At 59.4% G+C, this 19,037-nt stretch carries 11 protein-coding genes and 1 pseudogene; 6 read left to right on the forward strand and 6 right to left on the reverse strand.

Going from position 1 to position 19,037, the window contains the following annotated elements; all coding sequences use genetic code 11:
* Nucleotides 1-70: 70 nt before the first annotated feature.
* Entirely contained in the window at nt 71-1,387 is a 1,317-nt protein-coding gene (locus EL257_RS17480; RefSeq protein ID WP_126364729.1) for a Na+/H+ antiporter family protein, read from the reverse strand.
* A gap of 1,514 nt (nt 1,388-2,901) precedes the next feature.
* On the opposite strand from EL257_RS17480, the pseudogene EL257_RS28455 reads away from it, so the two are divergent.
* A pseudogene (locus tag EL257_RS28455) lies at nt 2,902-2,958 on the forward strand (hypothetical protein); the annotation flags it as partial.
* A gap of 201 nt (nt 2,959-3,159) precedes the next feature.
* Nucleotides 3,160-3,864: a methyl-accepting chemotaxis protein gene (locus EL257_RS28460; protein ID WP_419866629.1), complete on the forward strand. Its 705-nt coding sequence runs from the start codon at nt 3,160-3,162 to the stop codon at nt 3,862-3,864.
* Nucleotides 3,865-4,413: 549 nt separating this feature from the next.
* Here the strand turns inward: EL257_RS28460 and EL257_RS17495 are convergent.
* From EL257_RS17495 to EL257_RS17510, 4 genes are read right to left on the reverse strand one after another with little or no spacing between them, the layout of a single operon-like run.
* Nucleotides 4,414-5,727: a sensor histidine kinase gene (locus tag EL257_RS17495; protein WP_126364732.1), complete on the reverse strand. Its 1,314-nt coding sequence runs from the start codon at nt 5,725-5,727 to the stop codon at nt 4,414-4,416.
* Nucleotides 5,724-6,392: a response regulator transcription factor gene (locus tag EL257_RS17500; RefSeq protein ID WP_126364734.1), complete on the reverse strand. Its 669-nt coding sequence runs from the start codon at nt 6,390-6,392 to the stop codon at nt 5,724-5,726. The genes EL257_RS17495 and EL257_RS17500 overlap by 4 nt, the downstream gene beginning before the upstream one ends.
* A 3-nt stretch (nt 6,393-6,395) precedes the next feature.
* Nucleotides 6,396-6,707, reverse strand: coding sequence for a PepSY domain-containing protein (locus EL257_RS17505; protein WP_126364736.1), 312 nt, complete (start codon nt 6,705-6,707; stop codon nt 6,396-6,398).
* Complete coding sequence (locus EL257_RS17510) at nt 6,707-7,015, reverse strand: PepSY domain-containing protein (protein WP_126364738.1); 309 nt, start codon at nt 7,013-7,015, stop codon at nt 6,707-6,709. Before EL257_RS17510 ends, EL257_RS17505 begins: the two co-directional genes overlap by 1 nt.
* Nucleotides 7,016-7,259: 244 nt before the next feature.
* On the opposite strand from EL257_RS17510, the gene EL257_RS17515 reads away from it, so the two are divergent.
* Together EL257_RS17515 and queD are read left to right on the forward strand one after the other, a co-directional pair.
* Complete coding sequence (locus EL257_RS17515; RefSeq protein WP_126364740.1) at nt 7,260-8,339, forward strand: patatin-like phospholipase family protein; 1,080 nt, start codon at nt 7,260-7,262, stop codon at nt 8,337-8,339.
* Between the two features lie 85 nt (nt 8,340-8,424).
* Entirely contained in the window at nt 8,425-8,781 is a 357-nt protein-coding gene (queD, locus tag EL257_RS17520) for a 6-carboxytetrahydropterin synthase QueD (RefSeq protein ID WP_003223505.1), read from the forward strand.
* Between the two features lie 66 nt (nt 8,782-8,847).
* On the opposite strand, the gene EL257_RS17525 is transcribed toward queD, so the two are convergent.
* Nucleotides 8,848-15,957 carry a TcdA/TcdB pore-forming domain-containing protein gene (locus EL257_RS17525; RefSeq protein ID WP_126364742.1) on the reverse strand — a complete coding sequence of 2,370 codons (7,110 nt, stop codon included), beginning with the start codon at nt 15,955-15,957 and terminating at the stop codon, nt 8,848-8,850.
* Between the two features lie 400 nt (nt 15,958-16,357).
* Here EL257_RS17525 and codB point away from each other — a divergent pair, with 400 nt between their 5' ends.
* Complete coding sequence (codB, locus tag EL257_RS17530; RefSeq protein WP_126364743.1) at nt 16,358-17,629, forward strand: cytosine permease; 1,272 nt, start codon at nt 16,358-16,360, stop codon at nt 17,627-17,629.
* A gap of 13 nt (nt 17,630-17,642) precedes the next feature.
* A complete protein-coding gene (codA, locus tag EL257_RS17535) occupies nt 17,643-18,899 on the forward strand; it encodes a cytosine deaminase (RefSeq protein ID WP_126364745.1) in 1,257 nt (418 codons plus the stop codon).
* The last annotated feature ends 138 nt before the right edge of the window (nt 18,900-19,037 follow it).

The raw sequence follows: 19,037 nt of genomic DNA on the forward strand, positions 1-19,037 counted from the left end.
TGCGGCAGTTCCTACACCGATCTCTGTAGGAGCTGCCGCAGGCTGCGATCTTTTGATCTTCCCAGGGTAATCAGAGAACCATCGCGGCCACCCAGCCGAACACCAGCAGCGGCAGGTTGTAATGCAGGAATGTCGGCACCACGGTGTCCCAGATATGGTGATGCTGGCCGTCGATGTTCAGGCCGGAGGTCGGGCCGAGGGTCGAGTCCGAGGCTGGCGAACCGGCATCGCCCAGCGCACCGGCGGTGCCGACGATGCAGACAATCGCAAGCGGGCTGAAGCCCAGTTGCACGCACAGCGGCACGAAAATCGCCGCCAGGATCGGCACCGTCGAGAACGAAGAGCCGATGCCCATGGTCACCAGCAAGCCCACCAGCAGCATCAACAACGCACCGATAGCCTTGCTGTGATTGATCCACGCCGCCGACGATTCGACGAGCGTCTGCACTTCGCCGGTGGCTTTCATCACTTCGGCAAAGCCCGAGGCCGCGATCATGATGAAGCCGATCATCGCCATCATCTTCATGCCTTCGGTGAACAGATCATCGGTCTCGCGCCATTTGACGATGCCCGACACCGAGAAGATCAGGAAGCCGACCAGTGCGCCGATAATCATCGAGTCCAAGAGCAACTGCACGACGAACGCTGACGCGATGGCCACGCCGGCAATCAACAGGCTCAGCGGGTTGTACTGCACCGCCGTCTGCTCTACCTGTTCGATTTTGGCCAAGTCATAAACGCGCTTTTTGCGATAGCTGACGAACGCCATCGCCAGTCCGAAGACCATGCCCAGCGCCGGAATGCCCATGGCGTGGGTGACATTGATACCGCTGATGTCGACACCGCTGCGCGCAACGTTGGCCAGCAGGATTTCATTGAGAAAGATGTTGCCGAAACCCACCGGCAGGAACATGTACGGAGTGATCAGACCGAAGGTCATGACGCACGCGATCAGCCGGCGGTCGAGTTGCAGCTTGGTCAGCACATATAAAAGCGGCGGGACCAGCAGCGGGATGAAGGCAATGTGGATCGGCAAGATGTTCTGCGAAGCGATGGCGACCACCCACAACAGGCCGATCAGCAGCCATTTGACGCTGCCGCCGCCGGTCGCATGTTGGCGATCGACCATCGCCAGCGCCTTGTCGGCCAGTGCATGGGCGAGGCCGGACTTGGCAATCGCCACGGCGAAAGCGCCAAGCAACGCGTAAGACAACGCCACCGTCGCCCCGCCGCCTAGGCCGCTGTTGAACGCCTTGAGCGTGGCGTCGATGCCCAGACCACCGGTCAGGCCGCCGACCAGCGCGCCGACGATCAAAGCGATCACCACATGCACGCGCGACAGGCTGAGGATCAGCATGACGCCGACGGCTGCTATGACTGCATTCATTTCGTTACCTCAAAAAACATTGCGGTTCAAAACACACCGCCAGACAGGATGAGTCCGCAGGGGCTGGCCGGCGGATTTGCGCAGAGGGTCTTATTAGAGGGCGCGCACTGTGCCGCAGCGAACAGTGCTTGTCAAAGCCACACGGTCCCGTAGGAGCTGCCGAAGGCTGCGATCTTTTGCTCGTCTTCCAAAGCAAGAGCAAAAGATCGCAGCCTTCGGCAGCTCCTACAGGGAACGATCGGGGTGGCTTGCAGCTTGCAGCTCAAGAAAGCCGTTTTTAGGCCGTTACAGTGCAAAGTCTCAGATATTTATCGAATAAGGACGTCTCCATGTCGCTCGGACAACTTTCCATCCAATGGAAAATCACCCTGCTCGCCGGGCTTTGCCTGGCCGGTATCGTGACCCTGTTGGTGGGTCTTTCGCTGTATCGCATGGAGCACAGTTCCGAACTGGTTAAAGCGTCCAGTATGGAGATGCTCACCGAGTCCGCTCAAGCGCGCATCGAGTCGCAAGGTGAAGTGCAGGCCGCCGGCATTCGCCAACAGTTCATGGACGCCTATCAATATGGCCACGGCTTCTCGCGTCAGGTGTTGTTTCTGCGCGAGCAGGCTGAAAAGCGTTTCCTCGATGCCTTCGACCTGCGTGAAGACATGACCCGCCAGGTAAAATCCGCGCTGCAAGCCAACCCGGATCTGCTCGGCCTGTCGCTGGTGTTCGAAGCCAACGCGCTGGACGGCAAAGACGAACTGTTCGCTGAACAGGCCGAATTGGGCAGCAACGACAAGGGCCGCTTCGCCCTGTACTGGTCGCAGCCTGTGCCCGGCAAAGTCACCTCGATGGCGCTGCCGGAAAGTGACATGACCGACACCAGCACCGGCCCCAGCGGTCAGGCTGCCAACGCGTGGTTCACCTGCCCGCGTACCACGCTCAAGCCGTGCGTGATCGAACCGTATTTCTATGTGATCGACGGCCACAAGGTGCTGATGACCAGCATCGTTTTTCCGTTGATGGTCAACGGCAAAGTCATCGCCTCGCTGTCGGTGGACATCAACCTGAACAGTCTGCAGACGATCAGCCAGGGTGCGAGCAAAAAGCTCTATGACGGCCAGACCGCAGTGAGCATCATCAGCCCCGCGGGCCTGCTCGCCGGTTACAGCCCGGACGCCGGCAAACTCAGCCAGCGTCTGGATGCCGTCGATAAGGCCAGCGGCAGTGAACTGCTGCGCATGCTTGCGGCTAGCAGCAATGTCAGCAGTCTGCACAGCGACGGCCAATTGAAAGTGCTGTCGCCGTTCCAGCCGATCCCGGGCGGGCCGGCATGGGGCGTGTTGCTCGACGTTCAGGAAAAAGTCCTGGTCAGCCGCGCCGAAGCGCTCAAGCAACAACTGGATGCTAGCAACACCTCAGGCACACTGATCGAGCTGAGCCTGGGCGTGCTGGCCGCGCTGATCGGCCTGCTGCTGGTGTGGCTGATGGCGCGCAGCGTGACCAAACCGATTCTCGGCGTCGCCCACATGCTTGAAGACATCGCCAGCGGCGAAGGCGATCTGACCCGACGTCTGGCCTATGACAAAAAGGACGAACTCGGTCAACTGGCCGGCTGGTTCAACCGTTTTCTCGACAAGTTGCAGCCGATCATCGCCGACGTGAAACGCTCGGTTCAGGATGCACGCGACACCGCCGACCAATCGGCGGCCATTGCCACCCAGACCAGCGCCGGCATGGAACAGCAATACCGTCAGGTCGATCAGGTGGCCACCGCGTCCCACGAAATGAGCGCCACCGCGCAAGACGTCGCACGCAGCGCCGCGCAAGCGGCTGAAGCGGCCAAGGATGCCGATCGCGCTACCCGCCAGGGCCTGACCGTGATCGACCGCACCACTGCCAGCATCGACACCCTTGCCGCGGATATGAGCGCGGCGATGGTGCAGGTCGAAGGCCTGGCGGCCAACAGCGAGAAGATCGGCACGGTGCTGGAAACCATCCGCGCCATCGCCGAACAGACCAACTTGCTGGCCCTGAATGCGGCAATCGAAGCGGCCCGCGCCGGCGAGGCTGGTCGCGGTTTTGCCGTGGTCGCCGACGAAGTCCGCAACCTCGCCCGCCGCACGCAAGAGTCGGTGGAAGAAACCCGTCAGGTTATCGAGCAATTGCAGAGCGGTACGCAGGACGTGGTCGGCTCAATGGGCAACAGCCATCGTCAGGCGCAAGGCAGTGTCGAACAGGTAAGCCAGGCCGTGACGGCGCTGCGGCAGATTGGCGAGGCGGTGACGGTGATCAGCGACATGAACCTGCAGATCGCCAGCGCGGCGGAAGAACAGAGCGCGGTGGCTGAAGAGATCAACAACAACGTGGCGACGATTCGCGACGTCACGGAGTCGTTGTCCGGGCAGGCGAACGAATCGGCGCGGGTCAGCCAGTCGCTCAACAGCCTGGCCAATCAGCAGCAAAGTCTGATGGATCAGTTCCGCGTTTGACCGTAGCGACGTGTAGGAGCTGACGAGTGCAACGAGGCTGCGATCTTTTGATTTTGTTCCAAGATCAGGATCAAAAGATCGCAGCCTGCGGCAGCTCCTACGGGGTTTGCGCAAGGCCTGTAGGAGCTGACGAGTGCAACGTGGCTGCGATCTTTTGACTTTGTTTCAAGATCAAGATCAAAAGATCGCAGCCTGCGGCAGCTCCTACAGGGTTTGCGCAAGACCTGTAGGAGCTGACGAGTGCAACGATGCTGCGATCTTTTGACTTTGTTTCAAGATCAAGATCAAAGATCGCAGCCTGCGGCAGCTCCTACAGGGTTTGCGCAAGGCCTGTAGGAGCTGACGAGTGCAACGAGGCTGCGATCTTTTGATTTCGTTTCAAGATCAAGATCAAAAGATCGCAGCCTGCGGCAGCTCCTACAAGGTTTGCGCAAGGCCTGTAGGAGCTGACGAGTGAAACGAGGCTGCGATCTTTTGATTTCGTTTCAAGATCAAGATCAAAAGATCGCAGCCTGCGGCAGCTCCTACAGGGTTTGCGCAAGACCGGGATCAGCGTTTAGGCAGTTCGATCAGGACTTTCAGGCCGCCCCACTCACTCTCGTGCAACGACAATGTCCCGCCCCAGGTGTCGACGATGTCGCGCACGATCCCCAGCCCCAGGCCATGCCCATGGGTCTGTTCATCCAGCCGTGTGCCGCGGCTGAACACCTGAGCCCGCTGATCTTCGGGAATCCCCGGCCCGTCATCTTCAACACTCAAGGCAAACCCTAGAGCCGTCTCGATCACGCTCAAGCGCACCTCGGCGTCGGCCCATTTACAGGCGTTGTCGAGCAGATTGCCGAGCAATTCCAGCAAGTCCTCACGATCCCACGGCAATTGCAGACCCGCTGGCGCGACATAACTCAGCGCCAGATGCTCGCCATGGATCATGTTCAGCGTCGCCAGCAGCCCCGGCAACTCCGCATCGCAATCGAACAGCGCACCGGGCAGCGCGTCGCCGGACAGTCGCGCACGGTTGAGTTCGCGATTGAGCCGCTGCTGCACCTGCTCCAGTTGTTCGGTAAGGATCTTGCGCAGTTCGGGATGGGCATCGAGCTTCTCGCTCGACGCCACGCTCAACAGCACCGCCAACGGCGTCTTCAGCGCATGACCAAGGTTGCCGAGGGCATTGCGTGAGCGCTTGAGGCTGTCTTCGGTGTGCGCGAGCAAATGGTTGATCTGCGCCACCAGCGGCTCGAGTTCAACCGGCACCTGATCATCCAGTTGCGAGCGCTGGCCCTGTTGCAGCTGCGCGATCTGCTCACGCGCGCGCTCCAGCGGTTTGAGCGCGCGGCGCACGGTCAAACGCTGCAGGAGCAAAATCAGCAACAACGCCGCCAGGCCAACGCCGAGGCCGATCTGGCGCATGCGTTGAAAGCTGTCGCTGACCGGCGTGTAATCCTGCGCCACGCTGATCGAGATCGATTGGCCAAGGCGCCGGTAGTCAGAGCGCAGCACCAGCAACTGCTGGCCGTCCGGGCCCAACTGCAGATTGCTGTGCAGGCCGGGATGAGAGAGCAAGGGTATTTCCTGATCCCACAGCGAGCGCGAACGCCAGTGGCTGTCGGCAAAATCGATGCGGAAATAATGCCCGGAAAACGGCCGCTGATAGGCTGGCGACAAATGCCGCTCATCCAGTTGCAGACCGTTTGGGCCGCGCACCAGCGCCACCAGCAGACTTTCACTGTCGTTGCGCAGGCCCGCTTCGAGATAACGCTGCAAACCGACTTCGAATAACCACAGACTGGTTTGCGCCAGCACCACGCCGACGATCACCATGACGCTGATCAACCCCAGGCTCAAGCGGCGCTGGATCGACCTCACGAAGTCTGTCCGCCGAACAGGTAACCCTGACCGCGACGGGTTTCGATCACGCTTTTGCCGAGTTTGCGCCGCAGATGATTGACGTGCACTTCGAGCACGTTGGAATCGCGCTCGGTTTCACCGTCGTAAAGATGCTCGGCGAGGTGGCTTTTGGAAAGGATCTGCTCGGGGTGCAGCATGAAATAGCGCAGCAGACGGAATTCGGCCGCTGTCAGTTGAATGTCGGCGCCATCGCGCACCACGCACTGCCGGCCCTCGTCCAGATGCAGACCGGCAGCCTGCAAGGTCGGTTGATTGGCCTGGCCCTTGGAGCGGCGCAACAACGATTGAATGCGCAGCTGCAACTCTTCGGGGTGAAACGGTTTGGTCAGGTAATCATCGGCACCGGCCTTGAGGCCCTCGATGCGCTCAGCCCAGGAATCACGCGCGGTGAGAATCAGCACGGGAATCGCCAGACCGCCGGCGCGCCATTGCGCCAACACCTCGAGCCCCGGCACGCCCGGCAGGCCAAGATCCAGAATGATCAGGTCATAGGGCTCGCTGCTGCCCTGATACAGCGCATCGCGACCGTCCGCCAGCCAATCGACCGCGTATCCCTGCCGTTGCAGGCTGGCGAGCAATTCGTCGGCCAGCGGTACGTGGTCTTCTACCAAGAGCAAACGCATCGATCAATCTTCCTTGTCTTTCACCAGTTCGCCGGTATCGGCCTTCAAGTGCAGCTCACGGGCAACACCTTCGGCGGTCAGCAGCTCGACTTCATAAATGTAGATGTCGTGTTTTTCTTCCAGCTCGACTTCGAGCAATTTCGCCCCGGGGTAGCGATCCATGGCCTGCTGCAGCACTTGCTCCAGCGGCAGGATCACGCCCTCGCGGCGCAGGGTCAGCGCCTCGTCCTGGTCGAGGTCGCGGGCCATGGCAGTGGTGCAAAAAACCACCAGCGCCAGCGTCGTCAGGCGAGTGGCGCGCATATTAAGCTTCATTACGTATCCTGATGATCCCTGAGCACTTCACCATCGACGGCGTTCAATTCCAGATCCCACTTCAGCCCTTTCGGGTCGCGCAGTTCGATCTGATAAATGAACTTGCCGTACTCTTCCTCCAGCTCGGTTTCGGTGATTTCCGATCCAGGGTGTTTTTCAAGTGCGATGGCGTTGAGCTTCTCGAAGGAGACGATAGTACCAGCGTCGCGCAAACGAAGCGCTTCGTCAGGTCCCAGATCCCGCGCTTGAGCGCTATTGACGGTCAAGCCGATGATCGAGGCAGTGGTCAGGGCAGTCAGGGTATTCATGGGTGTCTCCGAATTCTTATATGTTGCTTACGGTGGGCACCTTAGCGGGATCAACTTAATTGAAACTGAATGGCCATCATTGTGCCCCAGCTCAACACATGCCCCGTGTAGGAGCTGCCGCAGGCTACGATCTTTTGATCTTGTCTTTTCAAAACAAAATCAAAAGATCGCAGCCTGCGGCAGCTCCTACAGGATTTCGCAACATGTGCTTATAATTGTTTGCTTGCTAACGATCGAGACCGGTATGACCGCCATCCACATCAAGTTCCCCGCCCTCACCCTGAAGGCTGGCCCCCGCGCCATGGCGCGGATCCGCGCGCAGGGCCTGAACGCCGCTGACGTTGGCACCCTGCCCGGCGCGGCCGGTGGACCGAAAGCGCTGGGGATTCAGGGGCTGGATCTGGCGTTGTTCGGCGAATGGCTGCCGAGTGCGCCGCGCGAACGCTCGCTGATTGGCGCGTCGGTGGGTTCCTGGCGCTTCGCCAGCGCCTGTCTGCCGGACGCCGCCGAAGGCATTCGCCGCCTCGGTGAGCTGTATGCCGAGCAGAATTTCAACAAAGGCGTGACCATGGCCGAGATCAGCCAGAGCTCGCAGCGCATGCTCAATGACCTGCTCGACGGCCGCGACGCCAGCATCCTCGACAACGCCCATTACCGTTTGAACATCATGGTGGTGAAAAGCCAGGGCCGCTTGGCCGACGACCATCGCGGGCGCCTCGGTCTGGCGCTGGGCTCGGTGATCGCCGATAACCTGCGCGGTCGCGCACGGCTGTCACGGCACTTCGAACGGCTGATCATCCACGATCCGCGTCTGGCGCCGCCGCTTGATGCGTTGACCGACTTCCCGTCGCGTTTCGTCGCCCTCAATACCGGCAACTTGCGTCAGGCGTTGCTCGCTTCGGGGTCGATTCCGCTGATCATGGAAGGCGTGCGTGATTTGCCCGGTGCGGGCGCCGGGACTTTTCGTGACGGCGGCCTGCTCGATTATCACCTCGACCTGCCCTACAGCGGCGACGGCATCGTCCTCTATCCGCACTTCACCGATCGGGTGATTCCCGGCTGGTTCGACAAGACGTTGCCGTGGCGTCGCGCTTCGGTCGAGCGCTTGCAGGACGTCGTGCTGATCGCGCCATCCAGGGAATACCTGGCGCGTCTGCCCTACGGCAAACTGCCCGACCGCAATGATTTCAAACGCTTCATGGGCGATGCGCCGGGCCGGCAGAAATACTGGCATCAGGCGATGGACGAGAGCCGGCGCCTGGGCGACGAATTCCTCGAACTAACGGCCAACGGTCGCCTCGCCGACCGGTTGCTGACCCTTTAGTCAGCACGTCGAAACACAAGCTGATAAACTCGCCGCCTGCCCGAATCGCTGCGGCGAACGCCATCTGAACAGAGCCGAAAATACCGTGGAAATCTTCAAAGAGTTTACTTTCGAATCCGCCCACCGCCTGCCGCACGTCCCGGACGGCCACAAGTGCGGACGTCTGCACGGTCACTCGTTCAAAGTGGCGATTCACCTGAGCGGCGACCTCGATCCGCACACTGGCTGGATCCGTGACTTCTCGGAAATCAAGGCGATCTTCAAGCCGTTGTACGAGCGTCTGGATCACAACTACCTCAACGACATTCCAGGCCTGGAAAATCCCACCAGCGAAGTGCTGGCCAAATTCATCTGGAATGAAATGAAGCCATTGCTGCCGGAATTGAGCGCGATCCGCATCCATGAGACCTGCACCAGCGGCTGCATCTACCGCGGCGAATAAACAAAAAGGCTCGTGAGCAGACAATGCTCACGAGCCTTTCTTGTATCGACTACGCGTTCAGCCGTTTCAGCCGCTGAGCAGGTTGATCACCGTCTTCAAATCAATGCTGCTTTGCTTCTGCGCCCCTAGCCCGTCTCGCAACTGTTCGATACTGAATGTGTAATCACGTCCCGCAAGGCTGAAGGCCAGGTAGAGCGGCACGGAGCCTCCCGCATCCTCGGGGTCCGGATTCAGCACAATCAGGGTGTGCGCACTGTCCGGATCAATCAGCAACAGATTTGCGCCGGCCTCGGACAACATCAACCGATCAAGGCCAGCCATCTCCAGCACCAGCGTGTGTTCGATCGATAGGGTCTGCTCAACCGAATGGCGACGATCGATGACCAGACAATCCAGTCGTTGCCAGACCTCGTTCGAAACGCGGCAACGCTGCGTCAACCGTCCGAACGCGAGGATCAATTTGTCGACTCCATCGACCATCAACGGCATCAAGTCAGTGACTTCGGACTGGCTCTCCAGCGTGAGCACATCGCCTTCACGCTGGGCATGACTGTCCGTGAGCCAGATCGCGTTTTTCGAGCCACGATTCAACACCAGGCCGTCCACGGGATCGAACAATAACGACTCTTTCGGGTGCTGCACGCCGAGCAATACGGCCCACTGGCCGTCTTGTCGCACATTGACCGAAAACAGATGGTCCTGTTCCGGCACATAGTAGGTGTAGCTGTCGCCCTGATTTTCGATGGTGAGCACAGGCGCATAAACCTGCGCCGACAGCAGATTTTGCAACCGTTCTTTCAGGGCGATGCCTGACTGTTCAGCCCGCGCCCAGTGATTCTCGACACCGACAATCCTGGCTGGCTGCTGATCCACCATTTGCAGATTGACGCCGTCGCGCGTCTGGCCCAGCAACCCCTGGCCGCTGATTTCCACCTTGGCAAACGACCACTCTGACCAGACCCTTTGTGCCACCGGCAGAGACTGCGGGTTCACCAGTCTTGCTCCGCCAGCGAATGCACCACGGGCAGATTCCGCCGTCATCAACGGCTGGCGATAGAGCTGCCCGGCATCGACGTTGAACAACCACGCGGCCTGGCCATCCGGTGTCATGCCCAGCAGTTGCAACTCTTCGCCAAGCCCCAGTTGGCTTACGAGCAAGCGGTTGTCACAACTCCACGCTGCAAGCGAAGCGTTTTGCCTGCAGTCAGCCAATCCGATCACAGGAAACGGTGCTCGCCCCCGCTCCGCGACCAGTGCGGGCAATGCACCGAGCCAGTCAGGATGTCGGTCGAGCCAGCGCTTGCCCACGCCGATGAACGCCAGCGCACCGTCCTTGGCCAATTCGAACATTTGTCCATCGGCCTTGGTCACGATGTACCGACCTTGAGCCAAGCTGACGTCGGCGATTTCGTTCCCGAGAATTTCATCCGGCCGGTATTCACCTTGCTGGGGCGAGGTGAACCCGCGAACGAGCGACGTGTTCGCCACGTCGTAAACCATCACCGCTTCGGCATCTGACTGACCGCAGGCCAACAGGATCCTTTGCACCGGTTCGTCCTGTCCGGGATCGTCATTGAAGTAGAACCTGTAGTCACTCAAACGCGTCCACCCCGAAATCGCCACGCTGTCCTGATGATGGCCACGAAGACCTACGAAATCCGCAGACGTCCAGTGGCTCATGGGGACGTTCGCAAGGTTGATTTCATCCAGTTTGGTGTCCGGCAATCTGAAACGCTGCAGCGGTTCTTTCCAATAATCGATATCCAGCATGTCATCACGCCAGACAGTCTCGAACGCGTTGCAATGGACGAACGTCACCGTATCTTCAGCAATCAGATACTCCAGCGTGAATCGGGTCTGTTCACCGCTGGTCTTTTCCTGCACCACGCGCAATTGACCGTGCGCGGTCAGCTCAGCCGCAACGATCTTTGCCCCCCTGCGCGGGCTCATCAAGCGATAGGCATGCCTGACCTGCCCCGTGGTCGCGTCGACTCGCCATACCGTTGCGGCATCAGGATGGTAGAACCATGCCTTGTCACCGGAAACAGCCGCCAGGACCGCACCTTGCGCCAACGACTCGGGAAGATCGCGGACATACAGGATCCGCTGCTCAGCGACCACGTAATAACCGGTGCCGTATTGGACCGTCGCAGCCAATTCGAAAGGTATGGCGAAGTTGTAGATGGGTACAAATCCACTGGCGGTCCGCTTGGTTTCGGCTAATGAGCGCAGACGTTCAAGCATGGGCGCCCTGTCTGCCATCAACGAACCGGACGGCGGACTTTTATCCATGGTGATGGACAGCAGCAGCCAGGCATTTTTTTCTCGGTTGAACTGGAATAACTCGCCGTCCTTGAGCTGAATCAACCCGGTGAAGCCGATCACCCGGATTCCATCAACGATCAGGTCGTCGCGATCAAATTCGACTTTTTGATCGCTGACCCAAGGCGCCCGGATCAACCAGCTGACAGTGTCTTTCCACCCTTCAAGAGATTCGCTGCCGACCGGCAACGACTGACGCAATCGCACAGAGCTGACACCGGGCGTAAGCGTCAGCTGAGACAACCCGCTATCGGCACTGATGTCGTAGCTCAACAAGTGATGCCACTCTTTCGGTAGTTCCGGAATCAGCAGATACCGCGCATGTGCATCCAGCTGCACCGTAATCGTGGTGGGCTTGTTGACGGGGAGCAGCTTGTAAAGGATGTGCGGAAACGGCGCGGTGGAAAACAACTGCAAGCGTTGTTCGCCATGGGAAAACTCGAGTTGCTCTTTCCAGACATCCAGAATGTTCGGATAAGACGTGCGCAAGCTGCCGTCCGTTTCTCCTGGCGGCAGAGGTTCGTAAATGCCCCAGCTCTCGCTCAAGCGTTGCAGAAGGTCGTCGTCCGGCGCAAATCCGGAGCTCCCCAGCTGATATTCATAACCGTAATAACAAAGCGGCGTGCACGGCAATACGACGACCTGGATGTCAGCTTTACCGAACTCGAGCGTGTCCTCTCTGGACAACGCCTGGCGAATATTGACGGCGTGATGCAGGTCGGCGGGGTTGGTGTTGTAGCTCGGCAAGCCAACGGTGGCGAACTGCGTCGGGAAGAACTTCTGGCTATCGAACCGCACCCGACGCGCCTTCAGATCAAGGTGGGTAATGATCGCTTCGCCAGCGAACGTCAACGCCCCGTCTTTGATTTGGCAGCCATCGGGCCCGTAAGCCGTATGAATCATCAACAAATGCCGTCCCACCGCACGGGCCTTGTCGCTGATAGCCCCCAGATTGCTGGCGATCGCCGTGACACCGATGCCCACGCCGAGTAGCGGCACAGACAGAATCGAGGCTGCCGCACCGACCGTTCCGCCTACCGCGAGCGCGGTGATATCGAGTGCCAGTGCTGCTACGTTGAAAACCAGCTGCGTAGCAAGACGCGAGCGCTGCTCCTGATTGGTTGCCACCGTCAGGCCATGGATATCGAATCCGATATTGACCAGTGAAAAACCAATCCCGACCGGCGCGGCCACGCGTCCGACAACGCGTCCGGACAACGACGCCTGTTGCTTGACCAGTGCCCGTTCGCTGGCAGCCACCTGGCGTACCAGATTGATCACCTGCACCGCGTCCGTCACCACGCCGTAGCTCAACTGCGCGTAACTCACATAGACCTGAACCTGCAGGGCGACGGACAGCGCCGGGACCGGATCATCGGCGGCTTGGTATTCGCGGCTGCGCATTTCCGTCACCAGCGTTTGGATGGCAAATGCGAAACTCAGGCGGCTGCCGCCATCACTCTCGCCAGGCGCACCGTGTTTGCCAACGACGGCCTCAACGGCACGCTGGATGCGTCGCCTGATTTTAAGGAATCGCGCATCAGTGGTTTTGACGGTAACGGTCGTGTCGGGGCGGAGCGCGTCCACGACGGTCAGGCTGTACTGATCGTCAGCGGTGGCTTTGACGGTGTTCAACAGTGGCAAATATTCGCCGCCCAATGAATATTCGCTGCGCAGTTGCCGGGTTGCGAGCTCGAATTCCTGCGCCAGATGACGAGCCTCCAAAAGTGTCAGGCTGTCGCCCATACGGGAGTTTTCCGACAGCAAGCGGGTGCGCAGCGCGGATTGCTTCTCCCACACCGTGATCGACTCCGCCCCAGTGATCGGTGTGTTCTCCAACAGCTTGCTGACCTTCACGCTCGAAGGCAGCACCTGATCCGCGATGGCTGCCGTGTTCAGTTGGAGAACGTTGAATTTCGAATTGCTGGCCTCCGCCAGGCCATACACCTTCGCCAACTCACCGTCGTCGCCATTCAGGTAACCCTCGATGGCGTGTTGCAACGAAGGTTGCTCGGCAAAACCGTACGCCGCAACGTTCGGCTCGAAGAAGCGGAAGGTTGTTGTAGCACCGGTCACGATCTTGGCCACCAACAGCGCATGGTTACCGGTATCCAGCAGCAAGACGCTGGAAGCCGTACTCGCCAGCAGCGTTTGCATGATCATCGGTAGCGTCTGCGCGCCCAGCGGCTTGCCAATGCTGGCCATGGGTACACCGCGCAACTCGTCCAACGCCAGAAGCAACGCTCGTGATTCGGGTTCCTGCGGCGCCAGGCTGGCATTGGCGACGCGCCCGATCAATGCACGCTCGGCACTTTCGCCGCGCGTCATCGCTGCCGCCATCAGCAGTGCCAGCGGATAGCAGCGTCGTCCGGGATCGCCCGGCGTTTGCAGCAATGCCTGGGGAATCTGCCGCGCGGAGATCGCGCCAGCCCTGAAAAACTGCTCACGCACGCCACCGGCGCGGTTGAGTATTCGCGTGCGATATTCCCATTGTGCGGTGCGATGAACTTGCGCAACGCGCTGCCGCCACTGACTCAGCGTCATCAGCTCGGTCAATGCCAGTGCCTTGAGCTCACGGCTACTGTGACCGGGTGTGGTGATTGTTTCGGCCACAGCGGTATTGGAGACCGGCATTTGCCGCTGATGAAGGAGGTCTTCAATCGCAGCAAAACGGCCGAACACGCCGCCCTCGTCAGTGTCCCTGGCGAGTTTTCGTGCCGCATCCCATGCCTTGGCGAACCCAACGCTGTCCACACTTTCAGCACCGAACAGCCCACCGAGTACGGTCCGCTGCAACGGGCTCAATTGTTCGATGGGCAACGTGTTGCGGGCCAGATGAACCAACAACTCGTTGAGGTTGCCCGCGCGCTGAGCGCCGACAGAATCCGGAAGATCGGTAACGGTTTGATTGTCGACCTGTCGGCGCTCCTGGTAAGTCAGTTCGGCGCTCCTGTCGAACACCACCTCGCCGCTGAGCTTGTCGGTCATGGCGCGAACGAACGGCTCGCCCAAGTCGTCAATCAGCCGTTGCAGGATGGCGGTCACCAGCACCGGCTTGCCCGCGACCACGGGCCAGCCGCGCTTGAACGTCAGGGTGTTTGCAGGCTTGAGCAACTCTGCCAGGTTGCCGGCATAACGTGCCTTGAACTTGCCATCGCGCCAGGCTTGCATTTCGTCCTGCACCCATTTGCCGTCCGCATCATCGCGCTCCGTCCATCCGCTGATCGCATCTTCCTCGGTGGCCGCGTTGTAGCCCGACCTGAGGTATTGCCGGTTTTTAGCTTCCGCCACCCCGCGCTCGGTGTATTGCAGCGCGGTAAACAGCTCCGATCCCGCCGTCAGGGCTCCCGGCCCGGTCAGCGCAATCGTGCCTTGCGCACCCGGCACGACACCATCGTGGTGATAAGTGAAAATGGCAGTGACGATCTTTGTTTCATAGTTACGCCAGATCTGTTTGAGCGATTCACTGCCGGCAAAAGGTGACCGGGTTTCTCGTAACTTTCGTTGAATGATCTCGATGTTCCGGTCATCACTCCACGCAATGCCTTTTTGATTCAGCTCCTTTTCCACCGCCTCGATGACATCGTAGTAATAACGGATGATTTCCATCGTTGTGGTTGTCATGCCAGCGTGCGGATGCGCAGCGATAAACGCGTTCATCAACGAAGGTGCGCTGCCATTATCATCAAAGGGTGAGCCCAGACCCACTATGTCCAGTGGCGTAGCTTGTGCGACGACCGGCGCAAATATCTGACTGAAAGACGGCTTGGATTTGGCGAAGTTTTCCAGCGCCACGTAGTGCTCTTTCGGAATATATTTCAAATAATCCTGATATCGACTGGCGCTGCGCCCCGGCATCAATGTTTCATTGTGGTTAAGCAATAACTGCAATACGCCAACGCGCGCGTTCTTGCCCAAACCTGCCACATCGACACCTGCCATTTCCTTTGCGAGCGGAGGCAAATAGTCCAGGTCGCTGTAGACGCCGCCCTCCAGACTTTCAACCTGCAGCCGGACAATATCGGACGCTGCGGCAAAGTTGCCTCTCAAAGAAATCTCACGGTCGTAGGCGGACCAGAGAAAGTGCGATTGAAATGCCTCTCGGGCATTTCTCAGTTGGACCTGCTCGGCGACCATGTCCAGATGGCTCTGCAGATAACGCGCTCTGGCGGCCTGTAGTTGCGGCCGATCCTGGCCGAACGCTTCGACCAGAAATTCGATGCGCGCTTCATCCGGGCTGAAGCCGCGTCGTTGGGCCTCCTCGGTAAATCGAGTCACCTCACGACGCAAGGCGAACAGGCGCGATTCGTAGGCATCACGAAGTTGGCGCTGCGACAGCACCTTGTCACCCGCCGATACCATGGCGTCCGCCTTTGCCGCCTGAATGATCGTGCGGCTGACATCGAAAGCCATCAATGCCTCGGGGTCATACCAGATGTTGAACGTGAAGTCCTTGGGCGCCTGGGCTTTCCATATATTGAAATAGTCGCGTTGATTGGCGCCGAACGCCGCACCGCCCACCCAGACGAAGTGCATATGATTGGGCACATCTTTGCTGACGATCATGAGCGTGTTCTGTAATCGGCGATGATAGTCTTCAACTGTGTTGATCAGGTCGGCTGATTCCCCAGCGTGATTATTTCCGGTCAATACGTTCAGCGCGTCCTTGAGCAGACTGATGACCACGAACATATCGCTGGAGGTGTTCTGCAACGCGGCGAGTTCACGATATTCGAGTACAGTTTCGTAGAGTTTGGTGCCCTTGTACTTTGCCAATGCACTTTCAAACTCAGCAACACTGGCCAAGGCTTCAAATTCCAGACCTTCGTTGTACTTCGTCAATTTTTCAGACAAAACCCGATTTCCTTATCAGCAATAAAATTCGGCAAGCAAACTTGAACCAGCGAGCTGAATTCATATTTGCCAGATGTAGTTCAACACCGGCGAAGACTACTTCAACAAGAAAACGTACAAGAGCAAACTTTCACAACAAACGATTACGGAAATATAAACACATCAAATCGCTGACGCTTCATCACCAGCACAGTCGTTGATATATCCAGCATCAACAACAGCGCACATAAAATTGTCGGCTTATCAAAACACTCGCCCCGCTATTGAGCTTGAGTTGCTCGGATGCACCGTTTTCGCGCCGGGACGACCGACGCATTTATCGGTCCGCCGCGTTCTGCGGCAATTGGCACGACCACTGCAACCAATCCCGCGCCTCCTCTTTCCTCCAAGGAATGTCCCCATGACGCAGACCGCTCCCGGCAACGATTACCCGCTCAGCGAAGTTCCCATGCACGCGCGCAAAGGCCTGGCCTCAACGGCGATGGTGTTACTCGGCTTCACGTTTTTCACCGCGACCATGTTTGCCGGCGGCAAGCTCGGTGTCGCGTTCGGTTTCGCCGAGATGATGGCGGTGATCATTGTCGGCAATCTGCTGCTCGGTTTGTACGCGGCGGGGCTGGGCTACATTGCCTTCAAGAGCGGGCTCAACTCGGTGCTGATGGGCCGTTTCTGTTTCGGCGAAGTCGGCAGCAAACTCAGCGACCTGATTCTCGGCTTCACCCAAATTGGCTGGTACGCGTGGGGCACCGCGACGGCGGCGGTGGTGATCGGCAAGTATTTCAATCTCGACGAAGCCACGGTGCTGGGGCTGATGGTGCTGTTCGGCCTGGGCTTTTGCGCTACCGCGTATATCGGCTATCGCGGGCTGGAAATTCTGTCCTACGTCGCGGTGCCGGCGATGCTGTTGCTGCTGATGCTGTCGATGTGGGTCGCGACTTTGAAAGTCGGCGGTTTCGAGGGCTTGCTCAGCGTCGTACCGAGCGGTTCGCTGGACTGGTCGACCGCAATCACGCTGGTCTTCGGCACCTTCGTCAGCGGCGCGACCCAGGCCACCAACTGGACGCGATTTTCGCGCTCGGCGCGCGTCGCCGTGTTCGCCAGCCTGATCGGCTTTTTCATCGGCAACGGCTTGATGGTCTTGATCGGTGCGTACGGCGCGATCGTCTATCAGCAGCCAGACGTCGTGGAAGTGCTGCTGTTGCAGGGTTTCGCCATGGCCGCGATGGCGATGTTGTTGCTGAACATCTGGAGCACTCAGGACAACACCATTTACAACTTCGCCGTCGCCGGCTGCAACCTGCTGCGCACCGGCCGACGCAAAACCGTGACCCTGGGCGGCGCGGTGATCGGCACCCTGCTCGCTCTGTTGGGCATGTACGACATGCTGGTGCCTTATCTGATTCTGCTCGGCACGGTGATCCCGCCGATCGGCGGAGTGATCATGGCCGACTTCTTCTATCGCTGGCGTGGGCATTACCCGCGTCTGGCCGACGCACGGTTGCCCGCCTTCAACTGGCCGGGACTCGGGGCCTACGGCGTCGGCACCCTTGCCGCGTTCAGTTCGCCATGGGTCGCGCCGCTGGTAGGGATCGCCGCTGCCGCGCTAACGTATGTCATCGTCACCGGTCTGCTCGGCGCCCGTCGCGTCAGCGCACCACTACAAGATCTATAAAAGGATTCGCCTGATGCACATCATCAACGCCCGCCTGCGCAACCAGGAAGGCCTGCACGAACTGCACCTGGAAGACGGCCTGATCCACAGCATCGCCCGTCAGACCGAAGCGCCGACGCTCGGCCCGAATGACCTCGACGCTGGCGGCAATCTGGTCGTGCCGCCCTTCGTCGAGCCGCACATTCACCTCGACGCCACCCTCACCGCCGGCGAGCCGCGCTGGAACATGAGCGGCACGTTGTTCGAAGGCATCGAATGCTGGGGCGAACGCAAGGTCACCATTACCGAAGAAGACACCAAGACCCGCGCCAAAAAGACCATTCAAACCCTGGCGGCCCACGGCATTCAACACGTGCGCACCCACGTCGACGTCACCGACCCGCAACTCACCGCGCTCAAAGCGATGCTCGAAGTGCGCGAGGAAACACGTCACCTGATCGATCTGCAAATCGTCGCGTTCCCGCAGGAAGGCATCGAGTCGTTCCGCAATGGTCGCGAGCTGATGGAAGAAGCGATCCGCATGGGCGCCGATGTGGTCGGCGGCATTCCGCACTTCGAGTACACACGCGATCAAGGCGTCAGTTCGGTGAAATTTCTGATGGACCTGGCCGAGCGCACCGGTTGCCTGGTCGACGTGCATTGCGACGAAACCGACGACCCGCATTCGCGCTTTCTCGAAGTGCTCGCCGAAGAAGCGCGCAGCCGCGACATGGGTGCTCGCGTTACCGCCAGCCACACCACGGCGATGGGCTCCTACGACAACGCCTACTGCGCGAAGCTGTTCCGTTTGCTCGGGCATTCCGGGATCAGTTTTGTGTCCTGCCCGACCGAAAGCATCCACCTGCAGGGCCGCTTCGACAACTTCCCGAAACGCCGCGGCGTGACCCGCGTGAACGAGTTGCTCGAAGCCGGGATGAACGTGTGTTTCGGCCAGGATTCCATCGTCGATCCGTGGTATCCGCTGGGCAACGGCAACATTCTGCGCGTGCTCGAAGCCGGCTTGCACATCTGCCACATGCTCGGTTATCGCAACCTGCAAAGTGCGCTGGATCTGGTCACCGACAACAGCGCCAAAGCCATGCACCTGGGTGAGCGTTATGGTTTGGAACAGGGGCGCCCGGCGAATCTGCTGATCCTGTCCGCGGACAGCGATTACGAAGTGATCCGCAGTCAGGGCCTGCCGTTGTATTCGATTCGCGGCGGCAAGGTGTTGATGAAGCGGACGATGCCAGTGGTGGAGTTCAGCACTGACCTGAGAGGCGCACCGTAAATCCAATGTGGGAGCGAGCCTGCTCGCGAAGAGGTTGGCACATCCGCCATCATCGCCTCAGACATACCGCTTTCGCGAGCAGGCTCGCTCCCACAGGTTCGGTGTTCGAACATGCTATTTGTGTTCGCACAAAACCCT

The sequence above is a fragment of the Pseudomonas fluorescens genome, assembly GCF_900636825.1.
GTDB lineage: Bacteria > Pseudomonadota > Gammaproteobacteria > Pseudomonadales > Pseudomonadaceae > Aquipseudomonas > Aquipseudomonas fluorescens_BG.

What these genes read in the sequence shown, in the direction of transcription:
- EL257_RS17480 (WP_126364729.1), bottom strand. Translation starts at nt 1,387, where the DNA reads ATGAATGCAGTCATAGCAGCCGTCGGCGTCATGCTGATCCTCAGCCTG.
- codB (WP_126364743.1), top strand. Translation starts at nt 16,358, where the DNA reads ATGACGCAGACCGCTCCCGGCAACGATTACCCGCTCAGCGAAGTTCCC.
- EL257_RS17515 (WP_126364740.1), top strand. Translation starts at nt 7,260, where the DNA reads ATGACCGCCATCCACATCAAGTTCCCCGCCCTCACCCTGAAGGCTGGC.
- EL257_RS17510 (WP_126364738.1), bottom strand. Translation starts at nt 7,015, where the DNA reads ATGAATACCCTGACTGCCCTGACCACTGCCTCGATCATCGGCTTGACC.
- codA (WP_126364745.1), top strand. Translation starts at nt 17,643, where the DNA reads ATGCACATCATCAACGCCCGCCTGCGCAACCAGGAAGGCCTGCACGAA.
- EL257_RS17505 (WP_126364736.1), bottom strand. Translation starts at nt 6,707, where the DNA reads ATGAAGCTTAATATGCGCGCCACTCGCCTGACGACGCTGGCGCTGGTG.
- EL257_RS28460 (WP_419866629.1), top strand. Translation starts at nt 3,160, where the DNA reads ATGAGCGCCACCGCGCAAGACGTCGCACGCAGCGCCGCGCAAGCGGCT.
- EL257_RS17500 (WP_126364734.1), bottom strand. Translation starts at nt 6,392, where the DNA reads ATGCGTTTGCTCTTGGTAGAAGACCACGTACCGCTGGCCGACGAATTG.